Origin of the sequence: Nocardia sp. NPDC127606, from assembly GCF_042671725.1 — a bacterium.
Lineage (GTDB): Bacteria > Actinomycetota > Actinomycetes > Mycobacteriales > Mycobacteriaceae > Nocardia.
The window spans coordinates 29,684-49,576 of the sequence record NZ_JBHXWQ010000007.1 but is presented as its reverse complement, the minus strand read 5'-3'; the positions used below and the strand labels follow the sequence as shown (position 1 = coordinate 49,576).

Here is a 19,893-nt window from a genome sequence, read left to right as displayed (position 1 = left end):
CGCGCGGATCTGACCGAGGCGCATCGCGGCCTTCCACAACACTCGGCGCCAGCCGAGGATGGAGCGGATCTCGTTCCTCTTCGACCCGGCTACCGAGCCGCTGGCCGAACGATGAGCACCGATCACCGTGTGCGAGTGGACAACCGGCTGACGGTAGAGTGCGCGTGAACGTTCGCAGGGGTGTCGGCGCTTGATTCGGGGGAATACCGTGGACGAAGTCTTGGCCTTGATCGGGGTAGGTGGGCTGATCCCCACGATGATCGCCGCGGTGTCAGCGTGGTTGTCGACGACGTTCAGTCGCCGCATCAGCAAGCGGGCCATCGAAGTCACCATGACCGGCGACGCCGCTGACCCGGTGGTCTCGACAACGACCGAACCGGCGGATCCGACCACCGACAACACCGGGACGCCGCGTCATCGAACAGCGGAATACCTTCGCCAAGTAGGCAGTGCGATGGCGCAGAGCACGGCGTTCTTCTGGGCGTACATGATCAGCGGTTGCTGCGGCGTCGTGGTGGTTCTCGCCGCGGCGTCGATGGTGGCGTTCGGCAATCGCGACGCCGCCGCCGCGACCTCGATCATGGGTGCGGTGCCGGTCGGGATCACCGCGTTGTTCTACAAGCGTTCCACCGACCTCGACAAGATCGTGGGCGAGAACCTCACCCGACTGAGCAAAGCCGACGAGATCGCCGAGGCCAACCGCGCCGCCCACGATGTGGTGTCGCGGATGGGCGTCGGCGCCGATCAGGATCGGCTCCTGGCGATGATCGGTGTGCGGCAACTCTTTCCCTCCGCCACACCCGCGGAAGTGGCCGAACTACTTCGCACGGTGCCCGTCGAATCCGGGACGGTGAGTTCGCGGGTGTGACGGGCGCAGGGCGTTCAGTTGCCGTACTGCGCGGTCTCCGGGCGCTCGATCAAGAGCACGTGCGCGACCTCGTCGGCGACCGGTCGGTGCCGAATGCCCCTGGGCACCACGAATAGTTCGCCGGGACGCAGGACCACGGGGGCGCGGTCTGCCAGTTCGACACGGAACGTGCCGTCCCAGCAGAGAAAGAGTTCGTCTTCGTCGTGATGATGCCAGGGAAACTCACCCGCCAGCCGGGCGACGCGGACGACGGTGTCGTTGACCGTTGCCAGCTCGTGCTGGTGGAACGGGCCGGGCAGGGCGGCGATGGCCGCGGGGATCGAGACGGAACCGGTGGTGCTCGAGGCTGTCATGGTGTTCATCGTCGGGCCGCTCGGGGCGCCGATCCAGCGCCAATCGAGCATAATTGGTTTGCCTATGGAACCAATTGATGTGACAGATCGGCTCGGTCGCTGGTCGGCGGGGCGTGGGCCGCTGTATGCCCTGCTCGCGGCGGGGTTGCGCGGGCTGATCGAGGACGGCGAACTGGCGCCGGGGGCGCTGCTGCCGCCGGATCGGACGCTCGCCGTCGCCTTGTCGGTCGGGCGGAGCACCGTGGTCGCGGCCTACGACCTGCTGCAGGACGAAGGCCGGATCGTGCGACGGCAGGGCAGTGGCACCCGGGTCGCGGGGACGCCACGGATCGATCCGCCGGCGACCACGAGTGAGCCGATGTTCCTCGACCTGCTCGAGCCTCGGTCCGAGGTGATCTCGCTGGCCTGCGCGGCACCGGACCGGCCGCCCGTCGAACTGGCCGAGTCCTACGCGGCGATGCTGCCCGCGTTGGCCGCGACGACCGACGACATCGGCTACTACCCGTCGGGTCACCCGACGCTTCGGGAGGCCGTCGCCGAGTACTACCGGGGGCGCGGCCTGCCGACCGAGGCCGGGCAGATCCTCGTCACCACGGGTGGGCAACAAGCACTGTCGTTGCTCGCCCGGGCCTACCTTCGGCCCGGCGATCGTGTCCTCGTGGAAGCCCCGACCTACCCTGGAGCGTTGGAAGCCTTCCGCGCGGAAGCGGCGGTCGTGTCCGGACTGCCGCCCGGACTGCCCGGTGTCGCGGGTGCGATCCGAGACCGCAGGCCCGCACTCGCGTACGTGATCCCCACCTACCAGAACCCGACAGGGTCGGTGCTGTCCACGCTCGCGCGCCGCGGCCTCGCGGAAACATCGGCAGCGGCGGGGATTGCGCTGATCGACGACGAGGTGCTCGCCGAACTCGGCTTCCCGGGTCATCGGACTCCGCCGCCCCTTGCCGTGTTCGCCGACACCGTGATCACCATCGGTTCGCTGAGCAAGAGCGTCTGGGGCGGACTGCGCATCGGCTGGATACGCGCGGCGACCCCCGTCGTCGCCAAGCTCGCCAGACTGCGCGCCGTGCACGATCTCGGCGGCAATCTGCCCGCCCAGCTGGCCGCGGCCGAGCTACTCCCCCGCCTCGACGCCCTGCTGCGCACCCAGGCCGCCGAACGCGAACGACGCCACGACCACCTGCGCGCCGAGCTCGCGCGCCGGATCCCCGAATGGGACGTGCCGCCGGTCCGGGGCGGACAGACACTCTGGATCCGGCTGCCCCGCGGCGACGGCGCTTCCTTCGCACAAGCCGCACTGCGACATCGTGTTTCCATCCTGGCGGGCGGTGGTCTCGATCCGACCGGTGGCAGCGAACGGTATCTGCGGATCCACTTCCTGCATCCGCTGGATACCCTCACTGCCGCGGCCGAGCGCCTCGCCGAGGCGTGGCGCACCTACCGCCCGCCGGCCACACCCACCACCGCCGCGCCTCCGCTCGCGCTGTAGCCGACGCAGAGGTTGACCTTGACGCAGCGTCAGGGTTGCACCCTTGTCCCATGACGAACAACAACATCTCCGCGACGAAGCCCGCACCGCCGGTCGGCGGGTTCACCGAGATCGACGGCAATCGCCTTTTCGTCCATCGGTCGGGCAGTGGTGGACCGGCGGTGGTCTTCCTACCCGGTGCGAGCGCGGTCGGCCTCGACTATTTCGGTGTGCAGCAGCAGGTTTCGCAGTTCACCAGCGCCGTGGTGTACGACCGCGGCGGCACCGGCTACAGCGATCCGCTGCCACTGCCCCGCACCGCCACCGCCGTCGCGACAGAATTGCACGAGCTGCTGAACAGCATCGAGAACATCTCCGGCCCTTACGTTCTCGCTGCCCACTCGCTCGGATGCCTCTACGCGCACCGGTTCGCGCAGCTGTACCCGCGCGAAGTGGCCGGACTGGTCTGGATGGACGGCTTGCACCGCGACTGGGACGAGTTCATGCCACCGGCGATGGGATTGGCCGCGGCCGCGGCACCCGCGCCCGATGCCGGGCAGCTCCAACATCTACGCACAGCCCTTCGTGCGATGCACGCCGAGTTGCTCGCCAACTACCCGGAATCGGTGCGGCGAGCGCTCACGGAGGCCAAGACGAGCGACGAAGGGATCCGGGCGGGCTTCGCCGAGCGCAACAGGCTGGCGGAACTGGCCGCCGAACTGCACGCCGGGCCGAACATTCCCGATGTTCCGCTGGTGGCGCTCAGCGTGCTGGGCGTGGACCCCAACCAGTCACCCGAGGCGCTGGCCGAGATCCACGATGGCAGGCGGCGAATGGACGCGGCGTTGGTACGCGGGGTGTCCCAGGGGCAACAGCGCGTTCTCACCGACACCGTGCACCACCGGCTCTGCTTCGATCGCCCCGATGCCGTGGTCGAGGCGATCCGCGATGTCATCGACCAGGTTCGTCGCCGCTAGGATCGGCGCGGTGCTCACCATCGGCCAACTCGCGGCGACCGCCGGCGTGACCGTGCGCACCGTGCGCCACTACCACCAGGTCGGCCTGTTGCCCGAGCCCGAGCGCGACGCCTCCGGCTATCGCCGCTACCCCGCGCAGGCGGCGGTCGATCTCATCCGGATCAGAACCCTCGCCGACGCCGGTGTTCCGCTGTCCCGGATCGACGCGCTGCTCCATGCCCAACCGGCCGAATTCGCCACGGCCATCAGCGATATCGACACAGCGCTCCAGCACAAGATCGATCAGCTCGCCGAGTACCGCCACCGGATCGCCGAACTCGCAAGCGGCGAGAGCCTGTTCCTCCCCGCCGAGGTGGTCACCCTGCTGAACCGGATGCGCGGTCTCGGCATCAGCGAACAGCGGGTGCGCCTCGAGCGTGACGCCTGGATCCTGGTGCAAGCGCTGGACGCCGACGCGATCCCGCAGCGGGTCCGGGAGAAGAACGCCGAATTCGACGACCCCGAAACCACCCGCCTGTACCGCGCGGTCGACGACTCGGTCGACTGGCACCCCCACGACCCACGCCTCGACCGCCTCATCGACGACCTCGACGCCTGGGAAATCGCCCACACCCGCGGCCCCACCCGCTCCACCGAACTGGTCGCTTCCCGCATCTCGGAGTCATCCCCCGCCTGGCAACGCATCGTCAACGCACTCACCCACCGCGCCGAACAACGAGCCGCCGAAACCTGACTCCCTCAGAATCGGGTGGTGGTTGCGGAGGCGGCGTGGGCAAAGGCCTGTACTCGGGTGGTGAGGCCGGTGGTGAGCCAGCCGAGGCCGAATTGCAGGGGTGGGGCGTCGGTGACGGGGACGAAGGTGACGTCGGGGCGGAGGTAGAACAAGGGGGCTTGTTCGGTGGTCAGGTAGACGCCTCTGCCCGCGCCGACGAGGGCGAGGATCTCCTGGAAGGTGGCGGCGGTCGGGCCGGGTTCGATGGGGCGACCGGAGGGGGTCTTTCGGGGGTGATGGAATTCGTCGAAGTAGGCGGGCAGTTGCGGCGGGTTCTGGATCATCACGGCATCGGCGAGGTCTTCCAGTGACAGCGCGGGTCTGTGGGCGAGGGCGTGGCCGGACGGGACCGCGAGCATCTTGGCCTCGGAGATCAGCGGCGGGCCGATGGTCATGTCGGGCTCGCGCATCGGGAAGCAGCACAGCATCGCATCGACCTCACCGCTGCGCAGCCGATTCGCACCATCGCTGAGCTGCAATTCGGTGATCCGCACAGTGCATTCGGGATGCCGGGCCTCGAAGCTCTCGGCGACTTCCAGCAGATACCGCCCACCGGCCGATCCGAAATAGCCGACCCGCACGGTGCCCTGGATGCCACGCCCGGCCAGTTCGGCATTGCGCACACTGCGCCGAACCTGCTCGTAGGCGGGGCGTAGTTCCTCGCACAACTGACGACCGACCGGGGTGAGGGCGACCTTGCGACTGGTCCGTTCGAACAGCGCCACCCCGACCTGACGTTCGAGCCCTTTGATCGTCTTGCTGACATGCGCCGTGGAGACCCGCAGCCGCTCGGCGGTTCGGCCGAAATGCAGTTCCTCCGCCAGCGTCAGGAACGCCTCGATCTCGTTTCGCTCCACGGCCGCCTTCGATCATTGCTCACCGGTTAACGACCCTTGGGTGATTTGTCGTTGATCACGCCCAGCGAACGGTTGATCATAGATCCGTCTACGAAATATGTTCAGAGAGGTCGGTTTCGACATGGCGGTAGTGACCGTCCCGCATATCAGGCACAGGGTCGTCGAGGTCGACGGGGTGCGGGTCTTCTACCGCGAGACCGGGCCCACGAACGCACCGACATTGCTTCTCCTGCACGGCTTTCCGTCGGCCTCGCACCAGTTCCGACGACTCATGGACGCCCTCGGTGGGCGATTCCGGCTGATCGCCCCCGACTATCCCGGTTTCGGGCACACCGAGGTCCCCGACGGTTTCGTCTATTCCTTCGACCGGCTCGCCGACATCGTCGAAGGCTTCGTCGACGCGGTGGGCCTCGACCGATTCGTGCTGTACGCCTTCGACTTCGGCGGACCGGTCGGCCTGCGCCTGGCCACCCGCCGTCCCGCGCGGATCGCGGGTCTGATCGTGCAGAACGCGAACACCTACGACGAAGGCCTGTCCGACATGGCGCGCGCGATGACCGCGAACAAGCCGGGACAGCCGGGCGCGCGGGACAACGTTCGGCAGATCCTCGAACTGCCCGTCACCCGCGGCCAATACGAGGGCGGCACCACCGATCTCGAGCTCATCGCACCCGACGGCTGGACCCTGGACCAGCATTTCCTGGACCTCCCCGGACGCAAGGACGCGCAGGTACACCTGGCTCTCGACTACCACACCAATGTGGCGCTCTACCCGGTGTGGCAGCAGTGGTTGCGCGAGCACCGGCCGCCGACGCTGGTGCTGTGGGGTCGCAATGACGCCTTCTTTCCCGAGGCGGGCGCCACCGCCTACCTCCGCGATCTCCCCGACGCCACCGTCCATCTCTTCGAGACCGGCCATTTCGCGCTCGAAGAGCACCTTCCCGAAATCGCCCCGCTCATCAGTGATTTCGTCGACGGTCTGCGCCGGAGCAAGCCGATGCGGATCGCTGTCATCGGCGCCAGGGGCAACCTCGGCAGTGCGGTTGTCCGCGAGGCGACCGCTCGCGGCTTGCAGGTCACCGCGCTCGGCCGGGACACGGTGGATGTCACCGACGCGGCCTCGGTCAAGAATGCCGTCGCAGGACACGACGCCGTCGTCGCGGCCGTCAAGGGCGATGACCGACTGGTACCGCGTGGCGCCCAGACCCTCCTGGCGGCCCTTCCCCTCGCCGGGGTCGACCGCCTGGTGTTCCTCGGCGGGGGCGGCAGCCTCGAATACGCACCGGGACAGCGTTTCGTCGATTCTCCCGACTTCCCCGCCCAGTACCTGGAGACGGCCCGCGACCAGAGCGAAGCGCTGGAAATCCTGCGTGCCGCCGACTCACCGGTCCGGTGGTCCTACGTGAGCCCGCCGCCCGTGCAGCTGGTCCCCGGCGAGGCGACCGGCGTCTATCGCGCCGAGGCGCGCGACACCCCGATCGTGGACGCCGCCGGTGAAAGCCGGATCAGTGTGGGCGATTACGCGAGCGCGATCGTCGACGCACTGGAGGAGAACACCTTCGTCGGCCTGCGTTTCACCGTCTCGTACTGAGCGGTGCCGCGCCGACCTCAGCGCCGGACCAGCTCGCGCAGGGCGGCGGCGACGGTCTCGGGGTCCTCTTCGGCCATGAAGTGACCCGCGTCGACGGTGCGGTGGTCGAGGTCGGGCGCCCAGCTCGACCACAGTGCCGCCGCTCGCGTGGGCTCTCTTCGTGCGAAGGGTGTTGCGCGGGGTCTGCGCGGAACGAGTTCGAGCGTGCGGTGCCGCGATGAGCAGCCGATGAACGCGCACTACATTGGCCTGATGCGGTTTCAGGTGCTCGGACCGGTCATCGCGCACGACGACCGCGGTGAACCGGTCGCGCTGCGCGGTCCGCGCTACCGCGAGGTGCTCGCACGGCTGATCCTCGCGCACCGGCGGGTGGTTCCGGTGGGTCGGCTGGTCGAGGATCTGTGGGACGAACCGCCCACGAACGCGGTGGGTGCGGTCCGCACCTTCGTCGCCGGATTGCGGCGCGCACTCGAACCCGATCGTGCGCCCCGCACACCGCCGCGTCTGCTCGTCACCGAAGGGCTCGGTTACGCGCTGCGGCCCGAACCGGAGGATGTCGACGCGTGGCGATTCGACGATGCGGTGCGATCGGCGGCAACCCTGCCGCCGGCAGAGTCGTTCTCGCTGCTCACCGACGCACTGAGCTGGTGGCAGGGGCCCGCCTATACCGACTTCGCCGACGCCGGCTGGGCGCAGGCCGAACGGTCGCGGCTCACCGAGCAGCGGTTGCTGGCCGTCGAACGTCGTGCCGTGGCGCAATTGGCACTGGGCGCCGCCGCCACTGCGGTTCCCGACCTCGACGCCCACGTCGCCGAACATCCATGGCGCGAGGACGCGTGGGGGCTGCTGGCCACCGCCCTCTACCGCTCGGGCCGTCAAGCCGACGCGCTCGCTGTCCTCGCCAGGGCCCGGCGGATGCTGGCCGATGATCTGGGCATCGACCCAGGACCGGCACTGCGCCGCCTCGAACACGACCTGCTCCGCCAGGCCGAATACCTCGACCCGGTAGCGACCGACCCCACGGTGCGGGTCTGGGAACAGGCGCGTGCCGCCTACGACAGCGCGGTCCCGCCGCGCACCAGGACGCGGCTGGAATCGACCGCAGGCCTGATGCGCGATCTCGCGGTGACAGGTGGCGGCGGTCTGGCGGCCGCACGCGCCCACCGGATTTCGGCGGTGGTCGCCGCCGACGACCTCGGTGACGCCGAGTTGACCGCGCGGGTGATCGGCATCTACGACGTCCCCGCGATCTGGACCCGCTCCGACGACGCGGCGCAGGATCGTCGCCTCGTGGACATCGCCGAGAAGACACTGCTGCGCCTGCCCGCCCACGATGATGCCGACCGAGCCAGGCTGCTCGCGACCATCGCCGTCGAATCGCGCGGCGCGCTGCCGGTGGACAATCCGACCGAGGCGGGACTGCGCCCGCTGCGTGCCGCCCGTCAGGCCGAGGAAATCGCGCGACGCCTGCACGATCCCGCCCTGCTGGCCTTCGCGCTCAACGGTGTGTTCATGCAGAGCTTCCAGCGAGCCGGACTGGCCCACCGACGTGAGGCCGTAGGCGCCGAGATCATCGCGGTGGCGGCGAACAGCAAACTCGCGACCTACGAGGTACTGGGCCACCTCATCCTCATCCAAACCCGCTGCGCCTCAGCTGATTACACGAGCGCCGATCGGCACGCCGAAGCCGCGGACGCGCTCGCGCAGCGTTATGAATTGCCGCTGGTCGAGGTGTTCACCACCTGGTACCGCGCCTTACGTGCCAGTACGACAACAGACCTCGCGGTTGCCGAAGCCGCGTACGTGGCGGCGGCCGCCTCACTCACCGGAGCAGGCATGCCGGGACTCGACCGTGGCCTGTTGCCGCTGGCCCGACTGAGCCTGGCGCTGCGACGGCACGAGACCGGCAGGATCGCCGCGATCGACCACGAGACGGACTGGGGTCCCTACAAGTCCTGGGTCCAGCCCACCTTGCTCGTCGCGCGGGGCGACCTCGCTGGTGCGCGAGAGGCCTTGCGCACCGTCACATCCCCGCCGCGCGACCTGCTGTTCGAAGCACTGTGGGCCATCGTGGCACACGCGGCCACCGCCGTCGGCGATCGCGAGACCATGCGCCGAGCCCGCACCCAACTGGCCCCCGCAGCAGCCGAAACAACTGCGCAGAGTGGGCTTCTCAGCGTAGGCCCGGTTCGCAGCCACCTCGACGAGATCGATGCGGCGCTGCTGCGATCGTCGATCAGGTGAAGACGTAGTCGGTGAGTGGGAAATGACCGCTGCGCCAGGCGGATTCGAGGGTGGAGGTGGGGCGTAGGGGGACGTCGCCGTGTTTGTCGAAGTAGTAGCTGTTCGCGGTGACGCAGCTTTCGTCCCAGAACACCTGGCCGCCACGTCGGGCGAGCATCTCACGGAAGTAGCGGTCGTTGGCCTCCTCGGTGACCTCGATGCGGTCGGCGTCGTTGGCCCTGGCGTGGTGCAGGCAGCGCAGGATGTGGCGGGTCTGGTTCTCGATCAGGGTGAAATAGGAGGCGCCGTTGTAGCCGTAGGGGCCGATGATGGAGAAGAAGTTCGGGAAGCCGGGGACGCTCACGCCCTCGTAGGCTTGCAGCCGGTTCTCGTCCCACCAGGTCTCCAGGTCGCGGCCACCGACGCCGTGCAGGTCGTAGGTCGGCATGTTGCCCGATTCCATCACCTTGAAGCCGGTAGCGAGAATCAGCACGTCGGCGCGATGTTCGGCACCCGCGGCGGTGCGCACACCGGTGCCGGTGATCTCGCTGATCGCCGCGGTTTCCAGGGTCACGTTCGCCCGGTTGAAGGTCGACAGATAGTCGTTGGAGAAGCTCGGCCGTTTGCACCCGAGGGCGTACCGCGGGGTCAGCGCGTCCCGGACGACGGGGTCTTTCACCTGACGCCGCAGGTGAGCCAGGCCCGCGCGTTCGCCGATGGCGGCGGTGGGCAGCGAGCGGTGATAGTGGGCGGCGAGCGGGAAGGTGACCTCGACATAGGTCTGACTCACCAAGCGGGTCACGGTCCGTCCGCCGGGAACCTTCAGCGCCAGCCGGGCAGCGAGGGGCAGCGGCAGGTCGGGGCGCGGCAGGCACCAGATCGGCGTGCGCTGGAACACCGTCAGATGTTCCACCTGCGAGGCGATCTCCGGGATCACCTGGACCGCGGAGGCGCCGGTGCCGATGATCGCCACGCGCTTACCCCGCAGGTCCTGGCGATGATCCCAGCGCGAAGTGTGCATGGTCGCGCCCGAGAAGCCCTCGATGCCGGGGATGTCGGGCAGTTTGGGACGGGTGAGCACACCGGTCGCGCTGATCACGAACCGTGCGGTCAGGTCGTCGCCGTCGGTGGTGTGCAGTACCCAGTGGTCGGCTCGCTCGTCGAAATCCGCGCCGACCACGGTGGTGCCGAAGCGGATTCGCGAACGGAGTTCGTACTTGTCCACGCACGATTCGGCATAGGCCTTGAGTTCGCGACCGGGCGCGTAGACCCGCGACCAGTCGGTGCGCTGTTCGAAGGAGTACTGGTAGCTGAACGACGGGATATCCACGGCGACACCGGGGTAGGTGTTCCAGTGCCACGTGCCGCCCACACCGTCGGCCTCGTCGATGATCACGAAGTCGTCGAACCCGGCCTTGCGTAACTCGATCGCCACACCGATGCCGGAGAACCCGGCGCCCACGATGACGATCTCGTGGTCGATTCCCTTGGTGCTCATGCGATCTCCTTCACGAGTGCGGCCGACGGATGCAGGCGGCGGGGCCGGGCGACGGTACGCACGACACAGCCCGCGTCGTCGGCGTAGACGATGCTGTCCACGTGGTGCTCGATGCCGTCGACGGTGCGCACGCCCAGCGGCACCAAACGTGCGATCGGCCAGGTCACCAGGGTGCAGTGCGGTTGCCGCAGGGTGCGGTAGTAACTGTTGTGCACCGCGACGCCCGCGATGTCGTCCGGTGTCAGGCGGTGTCGCAACCACGAATCATGCACCTGGACACGCAGATTGACACGGGCGACGAGCCGCAGGAGCCGTTGCGGCATCGCCGCGGCGGGCAGCGGGACGCGCGGGAGCACCCACACCGCCTCGGTCTGGAACACCGTCACCCGAGCGGCCTCGGCGGCGATGCCGGGCAGCAGGCGCGCGGCGGCCGCCCCGCTGCCGATGATCGCGACCCGCTGACCGCTGAATTCGTGCCGGGGCGCGAAGGCTGTGCGGTGCATCTGGGAGCCGGTGAAGGTGTCGGCGAAACGGATCGTCGTCATTTCGCCACCGGTTCGTAGGTGAGCTCGTCGGACCAGGACGGTCTGCGGCCGAGCACCCGGATCGGGAACCGATCGATGCAGGCGTTGGATACGTCGGCCAGCAACTGGAACGGCTGACGGCGGTGAATCGTGGCCTTCCCGTGCAGCTTCACCACGTGGTAGAGCGGGAGCTTGCGGATGGCCGGGCTGCGCTCCCCCACGTTCTCGAAGCGGCGCACCGCCTGCCACAGCTTCTCCTCGTCGAGGCCGAGCGCCATGATGTTGGTCGACATCCGTGACAGCAGCGGCGCGTACAGCAACGCGCCGAGCACGAACGACGGACGCACCGCGAAACCGGCTGTCTCGATGACGGTTCGGCGCAGCGGTCCCGCGCCGAGTTGTTCGAGAACCTGGAAACCTACGGCGAGGTGGCGGGATTCGTCACTGTTGATGTGCCGGAACACCTCGTGGCACACCGGGTCATCGACCTCGTCGAGCAGGAACTTCACCAGCGCGCCGTCGAGGGCGGTCTCCAGCGACGGGATGACGGTTCCGAGCACGGGCAGGGTCAGCTGGTCGGCGTAGCGGTCGAGCCAGCTGATGACGAGGCGAATGTTCTTGTTGGGCACCGGCATCGCCTCGCCGTCGGGGAGCATGCCCCAGCGGCGCATCAGTGCCAGTTCGGCATTGGCGTGCTTTTGTTCCTCGGCGTGGAAGTACCGGTAGATCTCCCGCAGTGGGCCGGGTGGCGCCTGGCGGGTCAGGGCTGCGAAGCCGCGGGCGCCGACGTGTTCGATCCACACCAGATCGGCCATGAAGGTGGCCAATCGCGGGCGTTGCTCGTCGGTGATGGTGTCGGCGCCCGGTGCGTCCCAGTCGATATCGGCCAGCGCCCACTGCTTGGCGCGAATCGTGGCGAGCATGTCGGGGTAGGCGAACGTCATTGTTCGATCTCCTTCGGTGTGGATCAGCGCACGACCCGCTCCAGCAGGCCTGCCGAACGGGTGTAGGTCGCGGGTAGCCAGCGTTTGGCCTGCCACAGCACCTTGGCCTCGAGCTGCGGCACCACATACAGCTCGCCGCGGTCCACCGCGTCCAGCGTGGTGCGGGCGATGGCGGCGGGCGCGCGGCCGGTCCAGCGCAGTAGCAGCCCACCGAGGCGCTCGGCGGTGTCGTTCATCGGCGAATCCGCGGTCATGATATTGGTTTTCACGCCGGTCGGGCACAGCACCGTGACGCCGACGCCGGTGCCGGCCAGCTCGGCCGACATCGTCTCCGACAGCGCCAGCACACCCGCCTTGCTGACGTTGTAGGCGGCCATCCGCGGTGCCGCGCCGAACGCGGCCGCCGAGGCGACGTTCACCAGCGACCCGCGCCCGGCCGCGCGCAGGATCGGCGCGAAGACGTGGCAGCCGTGGATGACGCCCCAGAGATTCACCCCGAGCGTGCGGTGCCAGTCGGGCAGGGCGAACTCGCCGACCACCGGCCCGCCCGCGCCGATGCCGGCGTTGTTGACGACGACGGTGGGCGGGCCGCCGAACCAGTCCTGCGCGGTGGCCGCCAGTTGTTCGACCTCGTCGATCACGGTGACGTCGCAGCGGGTACCGATCGCCTTGCCGCCCGCCGCCTCGACCAGTTCGGCGGTATCGGCCGCACGGTCGGGGTCGATATCGGAGCACACGACGCGCCCGCCTCGACGACCCAGTTCGACGGCGAACGCACGTCCGATTCCGCTACCCGCGCCGGTCACCACAGCATCGGCGGCAGTGGTTCGGCGGTGTCCGCCGAAGGGGAACAATCGCATGGCAACTCCCGGGTCGACCCGGCGAGGCTCGAATTGGTGGCATCTGCCACCATTGGCCGCACCTGACACCAATTAGGCGCGCGGAGGAGTACTTTGTCAACCATGGATGTGCGCGCACCGGCACGGACCTGGGGCGGGCGGACCGCCGAAGAGCGCAGGGCGCAGCGGCGGGTCGGCCTGGTCGAGGCCGCCCTCGATATCTGGCTCGACCACGGCTGGGCCGCGGTGACCATGCGCGGTGTGTGCCAGCGGGCCTCGCTCAACGATCGCTACTTCTACGAGCACTTCGCCGACCGCGACGAACTACTGGCCGAGGTCTGGGACGAGGTATGCGCCGGGGTGTTCGCCGAACTGGCGAGCGTTGTCGCCGAGAATGCCGACCGGACCCCCCTCGAGATCACCCGCGCGGCCATCGCCTGTGCCGTCGGATTGCAGACCGATCTACGCGGACGCGCCCGGATTCTGCTGGCCGATCACGCGGGCAGCGCCGTGCTCGAACAGCGCCGCAAGACCATGCTCACCGACGCGACCGATCTGCTCATCGCCGCCGCGTGGCCCTATCTGCGCCCCGACGTCGATGAAACCGCCATGCGAATGAGCACATTGGCCGGCATCGGCGGCTTCATCGAATTGCTGTCCGCGTGGCGTTCCGGCGTGCTCGAGGTGGACGCCGAACGCATCGTCGATCACACCAGCGCGATCGCGGCGCAACTCGGCGTGATGTTCCTGCCCCCGGAGATCATCGGGTAGTTCGCCCCACCTGCCGGGCAGCATTCGGCTCGACTGCGCAGCGGTACTACACGGATCCTTTCAGCGCGCGCAAGCCGGCCGCCATGAACTCCGGGGTGGCGTCGGCAGCTCGGTCGGCGGCGGAACCGGTGTCGGAACCCTGGAGGGCCCGGTGGGTGATGCCCTCGCCGATGATGCCGAGTTTGAAGTTGGCCAGCGCGAGGTAGAAGCCCCAGTTGTTCAGCTCGCGCCCGGACGCGGTGGCGTAGGCCTGTGCGAGGGTGTCGGGGCTCGGCAGCCGCGGGCTGGTCCACGCGGCGCGGGTCCCGAGGATCACGTCGAAGATCGGCGACCGGTAGACGCACATCAAGGCGACATCGGTGAGCGGGTCACCGAGGGTGGACAGCTCCCAATCGACGACGGCGCGGACGGTTTTCGGGTCGGCGCTGTCGAGGATCGTATTGTCGATGCGGAAGTCCCCGTGCACGATCGAGGCCGATGTCTCCGGCGGGATCGCGGCGGTCAGTGCGGCGTGCAGGGCTGCCACATCCGGGAGCTCGCGGGTTTTGACCCGCTCCCATTGCGACGCCCAGAGGTTGACCTGCCGGGTGACGAACCCGGTTGGCCGGCCGAATGATTCGAGACCGACAGCGACCGGGTCCACCGCGTGCAGATCCGCGAGGACGCGGACCAGTTCGCGCGCACTCGAATTCACCTGCTCATCGGTGAGCGCGGCCAGATCGTCCTGGTCGCGAAACACCGTCCCGTCGATGAACTCGACGACGGTCATCGGCGCGCCCAGGGCGGATCCGGTCGCGTCGAAGGCGATCGTCTTCGCCACGGGCACAGCCGATGCCTGCAACGCGCTGGTGACGGTGTACTCGCGGGCCATATCGTGCGCGGACGGGGTGAGCCCGGCCACCGGTGGGCGGCGCACCACCCAGCGCGAGACGTCATCGGCGGCGGCGTAGGTCAGATTCGACCGGCCCCCACTGATCAGTTCGACGCGCAGCTCGCCTTCCACCTCGACGCCGTTGGCGCGCAGGAACTGTTCGAGTGCGGCGATGTCCATGCCCGGCAGTGTCATTCGGAGTCCCGCTTCGCACGCTTGGCGGCGCTCACCGCGCGTTTGGCGATGGCCCAGCGATGCACCTCGGAGGGACCGTCGTAGATCCGGAACGGGCGCACCTCGCGCGAGAGCCGCGCCAGCGGCAGGTCGGCGGAGACACCGAGACCGCCGCACATCTGCATACTCCGGTCGACGATGCGGAAGATCGCTTCGGCGGCATAGGTTTTCGCGATGGAGGTGGCGTTCGCGGCGGGCTCGCCGCGATCGAGTTCCCAGCAGGCACGCGTCAGGAGTGCGCGGGTGGCGGCGATGTCGATCTCGTTGTCGGCGATCATCTTCTGGACCATGCCGAGGTCGCCGAGGCGCGAACCGAAGCCCTCACGGTGCGCCACGTGCGCGACCGCGACGTCATGTCCGCGACGGGCGGCGCCGAGCCAGCGCATCACATGGGTCATGCGGGCGGGGCCGAGCCGTACCTGGGCGTATTCGAAGCCGCGGTCGACCTCGCCGAGTACCGCCGATTCCGGGACGAGGAGGTCGTCGAAGAAGACCTCACAGTGACCACCGATCATCGACTTGTCCAGGGTGTCGAGATGGCGGCCGACGCGAATGCCCGGGCTGTCGGCGGGCGCCAGGAACATCGTGGCGCCGCCACGTTGGCCCGGTTCGCCCGAGGTGCGGGCCATGATGATGAAGAAGCCCGCGCCGTCGGCGCCGGTGATGAACCACTTGTGGCCGGTGATGCGCCAACCGCCGTCGGCGCGGACCGCACGGGTGCTCAGGGCGGAGGGGTCCGAGCCCGCACCGGGCGCGGGTTCGGTCATGGCGAAGGCCGAGCGTACCTCGCCACGAGCGAGCGGGCCGAGGAACTGCTGCTTCTGCTCCGGGTCGGCGATGTGGGCGAGCATGTGCACATTGCCCTCGTCGGGCGCGGCGATATTGAGCGCCGTCGGGCCGAACAGTGAATAGCCCGCCTCCTCGAACACCGGGGCGCGGTTCGACATGTCCAGACCGTGGCCGCCGTATTCGAGCGGCGCGTGCGGGGCGAAGACACCGGCATCACGGGCGGCCTGCTGGAGTTCGACGCGCAGTTTCTCGCCACCGGCCGCGGTGATGTCGCCGTCGTGCGCGTCTTCGACCGGGAGCACCTGCTCGCGGATGAAGGCGCGGGTGCGGTCGGCCAGGCTCTGCACCTCGGACGGATAGGACAGGTCGATCGGCACGGGTCCGCTCCTCGGCTCGGTTGCCGAACGATCGCTCGGCACATTGACTGTTACGACAGTGGCACGCGTGGATTCATGCTGTCAACAGACCTGGTTCATCCGACAGTTCGTTCAGCTATTCTGAACATCGTGGACTCGAGGGCAGACGAACAGATTGTGGTGGGTGCGCGAGTGCGCCAGGCGAGGACCGCGGCCGGCATGTCACTGCGGACGACCGCGCAGCGGATCGGCGTCAGTGCCGCCACCTTGAGCGCCATCGAGACGGGCAAGACCGGCGCCTCGGTCGCGCGCCTACGATCGCTCGCCGCCGAGCTGAGCACCACGGTGGCCTGGCTGATCGGCGACCAGCGCACCAGCGGCGCTGCGTCCACTGACCTCCGCGCGGCTCACTCACGTCCGCCTCGCCCTGCTGCGAGCCCCGCGCACGAGGAAACCGGCTCGCCTACTTCCGGCGCACCGGATTCCTGGCGTGAGTTCCCGCCACTGGATATCGACCCCGTGCTCGCGGCCGCCATCGATTCCTTCGTCGAGACCGGCTATCACGGAGCCACGATGCGCTCGATCGCGGCGCGGGCAGGCATGAGCGTGCCGGGCGTCTACCACCACTACCGTGACAAACAGGATCTGCTGGTCCGCGCGCTCGACCTGACCATGGACGAACTACACCGGCGGGTGCGCGCGGCACGCGTCGACGGCGCGAACGGCCGCGAACGAGTGACCCGCGTCGTCGAGGCGCTCGCCCTGTTCCACACCCACCACCGCGAACTCGCCTTCATCGGCGCCAGCGAGATGCGTAGCCTGAACTCGACCGATCGTGCTCGCATCACATTCTCCCGCAACGAGATCCAGTACATACTCGATGCCGACATCGACGCCGCGCTGGCGGAGGCGAACCGATCGACCGACCACGCGCGCGACGCAGGGCGTGCCATCGCGACGATGTGCACCGCACTGCCCCAATGGTTCCGGCTCGACGGCCCGTCCTCGCCCGAACAGATCGCCACCGCGTACGCGGATTTCGCCCTCGGCCTGCTCGGCTTGACCAGCGCCGACAGCGCGACGGCTGGACCACCCAGCTGTTGATCGAAGGTCAGTGCACCGCGTACGGATACACGTCGGAGCGACCCTGGAACGACAGGATCCGCGGGTTCTTCACCCGACCGTCGCGAATCTCGATCGCACGGCGAATCGTTTCGCTGCCATCCCACGCTTCGGGGCCGCCGAGCACGACGGGCAGGTACTCGAGCAGGGCTTCGGAGTTCTCCCACGTCGCCGAGTCCCAGAGGAACGACGGGCTGTGGTCGACACCGTAGTAGTGCAGATCGTCACCGACGGTGAACATCGGATCGGCGAACGAGGTCGGGCGCGAGAACTCGAAGCCCATCCCCTCGTCGCACGAGACGTCGACGAAAAGCGTTCCGCGGGTGAAGAGCTCGAGGTCGTCGTTCATGACGAACGTCAACGGGTCCTCGGTGTCCTGGAACATGCAGTTCACGATCACGTCGTAGTTGGCCAGCATCTCCGCCAGCGGCCCCGGCTCGGGCGCCTGCAGCGCGAGGGTCCTGCCCGGCAGTGCCGGATCACGCTTGAAATGCTGCATCCGCACCGAGGCGAACGGCGAGGCCACCGCCGACACACTGCGCTGGGTCAGCACCGTCACATCGCTGATCCCCAGCGCCGACAGTGCCCGCACCGCACCACGCGCGGTGGCGCCGAAGCTGATCACCGCCGCGCGCATCCGGCGACCGTAATCTCCACTCACGCCGCGCAATTGGAGGGCGTGCATGACCGAGCAGTAGCCGGCCAGTTCGTTGTTCTTGTGGAACACGTGGACGCTGAAGGCACCCGACTTCGTCCAATGGTTCATCGCCTCCCAGGCGATCAGGGTCAGGTCGCGGTCGACAGCCAACTGGGTCATGCTCGCGTCCTGCACACAGTGCGGCCAGCCCCACACGGTCGTGCCGGGGCGCATCTGCGCGAGGTCTTCGGCCAGCGGCTTGGCCAGCAGCAGCACATCGCACTCGGCGAAGAGCTCGCCGCGGGTGCGATGGCCGGCGACCAGTGGGGCGAGGACGTCGTCGGGGTAACCGAATCGGTTACCGTAACCGTGTTCGAGGTAGATCTGACCGCGCAGTTCGGGATCGATGCGGTCGAAGTGGGCCGGGTGGATGGCCAGCCGGTGTTCGTTTTCCTTGCGAGAGGTCGCGACGACGCCGACCGTCAGGTGTTTCACAGTTGCTTCACCTGGTCAGCCTACCCGTAGACCCTCAGCTCTCCGCTTTGCTGGTGATGTCGTCGAGGGACTCACCCATGGTCTCGGGCACCCGGCGATAGCAGAACACCAGCGACAGCGCGGAGACGACCGCGAAGATGAAGAACATCGTCGACGCGCCCCAGAGTTCACCCAGCGGGGGGAACACCAGGGAGACCGTGAAATTGCCCATCCAGATGAGGAAGGTGCAGATACTCATCGCGGTGGCGCGGATCGGGGCGGGGAAGATCTCCGAGATCAGCAACCAGGTGGGCACACCGACACCGAGCTGGAAGGCGCAGACGTACACGATCATCAATGTCACCAACACGTAGCCGGTGGCAGTGCTCTGCGTGAGTCGTTCCATCAGACCCATACCGACCAACGCGACGACCATGATCGCCAGGCCGAGGAACATCGGCGGGCGCCTGCCGATCTTGTCGACCAGGCTCATGCCGAGCATCACGCCGATCACCGCGCCGACACCGATGCCGATCGACGAGGTGATCGCCGCATTGTCGCCCATCCCCGCTTGGGCGAGCGTGGACGGTGCGTAGTAGATGACGGTGTTGACGCCGACGAATTGCTGAATCAATGCCAATCCGATTCCGGTGTAGAACAGCGCGCGCACCTTCGGTTTCCGCAACTGGTCGCTCAGACTGTCCTTGACCGCCGCATCGGCAGCCTCGGACTGTTTGATTTCGGCGATCGTCGGCTCGACATTCTCCGGGTAATAGGACTGTTCGAGCACCTTCTTCGCATCGACGGTGCGACCTTGTTTCAGATACCACCGCGGCGAATCCGGCATGAAATACATGCCGATCACGAGCGCCGCGGCCGGAATGGCCGCCATCGCGAGCATGAGCCGCCAGTTCCCCGTCGGGGCGAGCAGCGCGTTGACGATGTAGGCGAGCAACTGTCCGCTGGCGATCATCAGCGAGTTCATCGAGACGAGGCGCCCGCGATAGGTCGGCGGGGAGATCTCGGAGACGTACATGGGGACCACCAGCGAGGCGGTACCGACCGCGACGCCGAGGAACAGGCGGGTGATGATCATGACCGTGGCATCGGGCGCCAGTGCCTGGGCGAGCGCGCCGAGGAAGAACAGCGCGCCGGCGAACAGCAGCGTCATCCGCCTGCCCCACCGGTCGGCCATCCAGCCGCCGGTGATCGAGCCGATCGCGGCGCCGATGAGCAGCGAACTCGTGATGACGCCGACCTGGGTCTGGCTCAGTGCGAAATCGGGTGTGAGGTAGACCAGCACGCCGGAGATGACGCCGGTGTCGTAGCCGAACAGCGCGCCGCCGAGCGCGGCGATGACGACGACGGTGAGCACGAACTTCTTGATCCTGGCCCGCATCGCCTCCCGCTCGGGCGAATCGGGTGGCGTCTCGACCGGCGGTTCGGTGACCGGGGACACCATCACCTTCTCCGCGTCGTCCCCGACGGTGTGCGGGACCCGGACCGGGGTATCGGTATTCGGTCCGATGAGCCGTCCGCCGGACGCCTGCGCCACAGGCACGGTGGGGTTCAATACGGCGCCGCGCCGCTCCGGTTCCTTGTCGGTGGATCCACGAGGGGAATCGGGCATGTCCACACCTCCGCCGGATGGAGTAGGTCGATTCCTGCACCTTAATCGAGCTCGGAAGATTCGCGATAGCTCGAAATCCACGCATATTTCGTCGA

Annotated in this window: 18 protein-coding genes; 8 read left to right on the top strand and 10 right to left on the bottom strand. The window is 68.1% G+C overall.

Features of this window, described 5'->3' with window-relative positions; all coding sequences use genetic code 11:
- The first annotated feature begins 208 nt into the window (after positions 1–208).
- On the top strand, positions 209–868 hold the full coding sequence (locus ACFVJ5_RS26560; protein WP_379224058.1) for a hypothetical protein: 660 nt from the start codon (positions 209–211) through the stop codon (positions 866–868).
- Between the two features lie 14 nt (positions 869–882).
- On the opposite strand, the gene ACFVJ5_RS26555 is transcribed toward ACFVJ5_RS26560, so the two are convergent.
- Positions 883–1,221 carry a cupin domain-containing protein gene (locus tag ACFVJ5_RS26555; protein ID WP_379224057.1) on the bottom strand — a complete coding sequence of 113 codons (339 nt, stop codon included), beginning with the start codon at positions 1,219–1,221 and terminating at the stop codon, positions 883–885.
- 64 nt (positions 1,222–1,285) lie between these two features.
- On the opposite strand from ACFVJ5_RS26555, the gene ACFVJ5_RS26550 reads away from it, so the two are divergent.
- The 3 genes from ACFVJ5_RS26550 to ACFVJ5_RS26540 are packed head-to-tail and all read left to right on the top strand — an operon-like array spanning position 1,286 to position 4,399.
- Entirely contained in the window at positions 1,286–2,710 is a 1,425-nt protein-coding gene (locus tag ACFVJ5_RS26550) for a PLP-dependent aminotransferase family protein (RefSeq protein WP_379224055.1), read from the top strand.
- Positions 2,711–2,760: 50 nt separating this feature from the next.
- The gene (locus ACFVJ5_RS26545) at positions 2,761–3,666 is read left to right on the top strand and encodes an alpha/beta fold hydrolase (protein ID WP_379224053.1); all 906 of its coding nucleotides are present in this window, start codon (positions 2,761–2,763) and stop codon (positions 3,664–3,666) included.
- Positions 3,638–4,399 carry a MerR family transcriptional regulator gene (locus tag ACFVJ5_RS26540; RefSeq protein ID WP_379224051.1) on the top strand — a complete coding sequence of 254 codons (762 nt, stop codon included), beginning with the start codon at positions 3,638–3,640 and terminating at the stop codon, positions 4,397–4,399. The genes ACFVJ5_RS26545 and ACFVJ5_RS26540 overlap by 29 nt, the downstream gene beginning before the upstream one ends.
- A gap of 5 nt (positions 4,400–4,404) precedes the next feature.
- On the opposite strand, the gene ACFVJ5_RS26535 is transcribed toward ACFVJ5_RS26540, so the two are convergent.
- Positions 4,405–5,295 carry a LysR family transcriptional regulator gene (locus ACFVJ5_RS26535; protein WP_379224049.1) on the bottom strand — a complete coding sequence of 297 codons (891 nt, stop codon included), beginning with the start codon at positions 5,293–5,295 and terminating at the stop codon, positions 4,405–4,407.
- 121 nt (positions 5,296–5,416) lie between these two features.
- On the opposite strand from ACFVJ5_RS26535, the gene ACFVJ5_RS26530 reads away from it, so the two are divergent.
- Together ACFVJ5_RS26530 and ACFVJ5_RS26525 are read left to right on the top strand one after the other, a co-directional pair.
- A complete protein-coding gene (locus ACFVJ5_RS26530) occupies positions 5,417–6,886 on the top strand; it encodes an alpha/beta fold hydrolase (RefSeq protein ID WP_379224047.1) in 1,470 nt (489 codons plus the stop codon).
- Positions 6,887–7,138: 252 nt separating this feature from the next.
- Positions 7,139–9,130, top strand: coding sequence for a BTAD domain-containing putative transcriptional regulator (locus tag ACFVJ5_RS26525; RefSeq protein WP_379224045.1), 1,992 nt, complete (start codon positions 7,139–7,141; stop codon positions 9,128–9,130).
- Here ACFVJ5_RS26525 and ACFVJ5_RS26520 read toward each other — a convergent pair.
- Genes ACFVJ5_RS26520 through ACFVJ5_RS26505 form a run of 4 tightly spaced genes read right to left on the bottom strand, consistent with a single transcriptional unit; the run spans position 9,123 to position 12,935 of the window.
- Positions 9,123–10,607 carry a flavin-containing monooxygenase gene (locus tag ACFVJ5_RS26520; RefSeq protein ID WP_379224043.1) on the bottom strand — a complete coding sequence of 495 codons (1,485 nt, stop codon included), beginning with the start codon at positions 10,605–10,607 and terminating at the stop codon, positions 9,123–9,125. The genes ACFVJ5_RS26525 and ACFVJ5_RS26520 overlap by 8 nt on opposite strands.
- Complete coding sequence (locus ACFVJ5_RS26515; protein ID WP_379224041.1) at positions 10,604–11,152, bottom strand: NAD(P)/FAD-dependent oxidoreductase; 549 nt, start codon at positions 11,150–11,152, stop codon at positions 10,604–10,606. Before ACFVJ5_RS26515 ends, ACFVJ5_RS26520 begins: the two co-directional genes overlap by 4 nt.
- Positions 11,149–12,075, bottom strand: coding sequence for a ferritin-like domain-containing protein (locus ACFVJ5_RS26510; protein ID WP_379224039.1), 927 nt, complete (start codon positions 12,073–12,075; stop codon positions 11,149–11,151). Before ACFVJ5_RS26510 ends, ACFVJ5_RS26515 begins: the two co-directional genes overlap by 4 nt.
- Before the next feature lie 23 nt (positions 12,076–12,098).
- Complete coding sequence (locus ACFVJ5_RS26505; protein WP_379224037.1) at positions 12,099–12,935, bottom strand: SDR family NAD(P)-dependent oxidoreductase; 837 nt, start codon at positions 12,933–12,935, stop codon at positions 12,099–12,101.
- A 102-nt stretch (positions 12,936–13,037) separates the two neighbouring features.
- Between ACFVJ5_RS26505 and ACFVJ5_RS26500 the strand changes: the two genes are divergently transcribed.
- Positions 13,038–13,685, top strand: a complete 648-nt coding sequence (locus ACFVJ5_RS26500; RefSeq protein WP_379224035.1) for a TetR/AcrR family transcriptional regulator — start codon at positions 13,038–13,040, stop codon at positions 13,683–13,685.
- Between the two features lie 46 nt (positions 13,686–13,731).
- Here ACFVJ5_RS26500 and ACFVJ5_RS26495 read toward each other — a convergent pair whose 3' ends face one another.
- Entirely contained in the window at positions 13,732–14,736 is a 1,005-nt protein-coding gene (locus tag ACFVJ5_RS26495; protein WP_379224033.1) for a phosphotransferase family protein, read from the bottom strand.
- A gap of 11 nt (positions 14,737–14,747) precedes the next feature.
- Positions 14,748–15,956 (bottom strand): acyl-CoA dehydrogenase family protein, encoded by a 1,209-nt coding sequence (locus ACFVJ5_RS26490; RefSeq protein WP_379224031.1) that lies wholly within the window; start codon positions 15,954–15,956, stop codon positions 14,748–14,750.
- Between the two features lie 129 nt (positions 15,957–16,085).
- On the opposite strand from ACFVJ5_RS26490, the gene ACFVJ5_RS26485 reads away from it, so the two are divergent.
- On the top strand, positions 16,086–17,039 hold the full coding sequence (locus ACFVJ5_RS26485; protein ID WP_379224030.1) for a TetR family transcriptional regulator: 954 nt from the start codon (positions 16,086–16,088) through the stop codon (positions 17,037–17,039).
- Between the two features lie 7 nt (positions 17,040–17,046).
- Here the strand turns inward: ACFVJ5_RS26485 and ACFVJ5_RS26480 are convergent, their stop codons facing one another.
- Complete coding sequence (locus tag ACFVJ5_RS26480; protein WP_379224028.1) at positions 17,047–18,189, bottom strand: N(5)-(carboxyethyl)ornithine synthase; 1,143 nt, start codon at positions 18,187–18,189, stop codon at positions 17,047–17,049.
- A gap of 34 nt (positions 18,190–18,223) precedes the next feature.
- Positions 18,224–19,798, bottom strand: a complete 1,575-nt coding sequence (locus ACFVJ5_RS26475; protein WP_379224026.1) for a sugar porter family MFS transporter — start codon at positions 19,796–19,798, stop codon at positions 18,224–18,226.
- Positions 19,799–19,893: the final 95 nt, after the last annotated feature.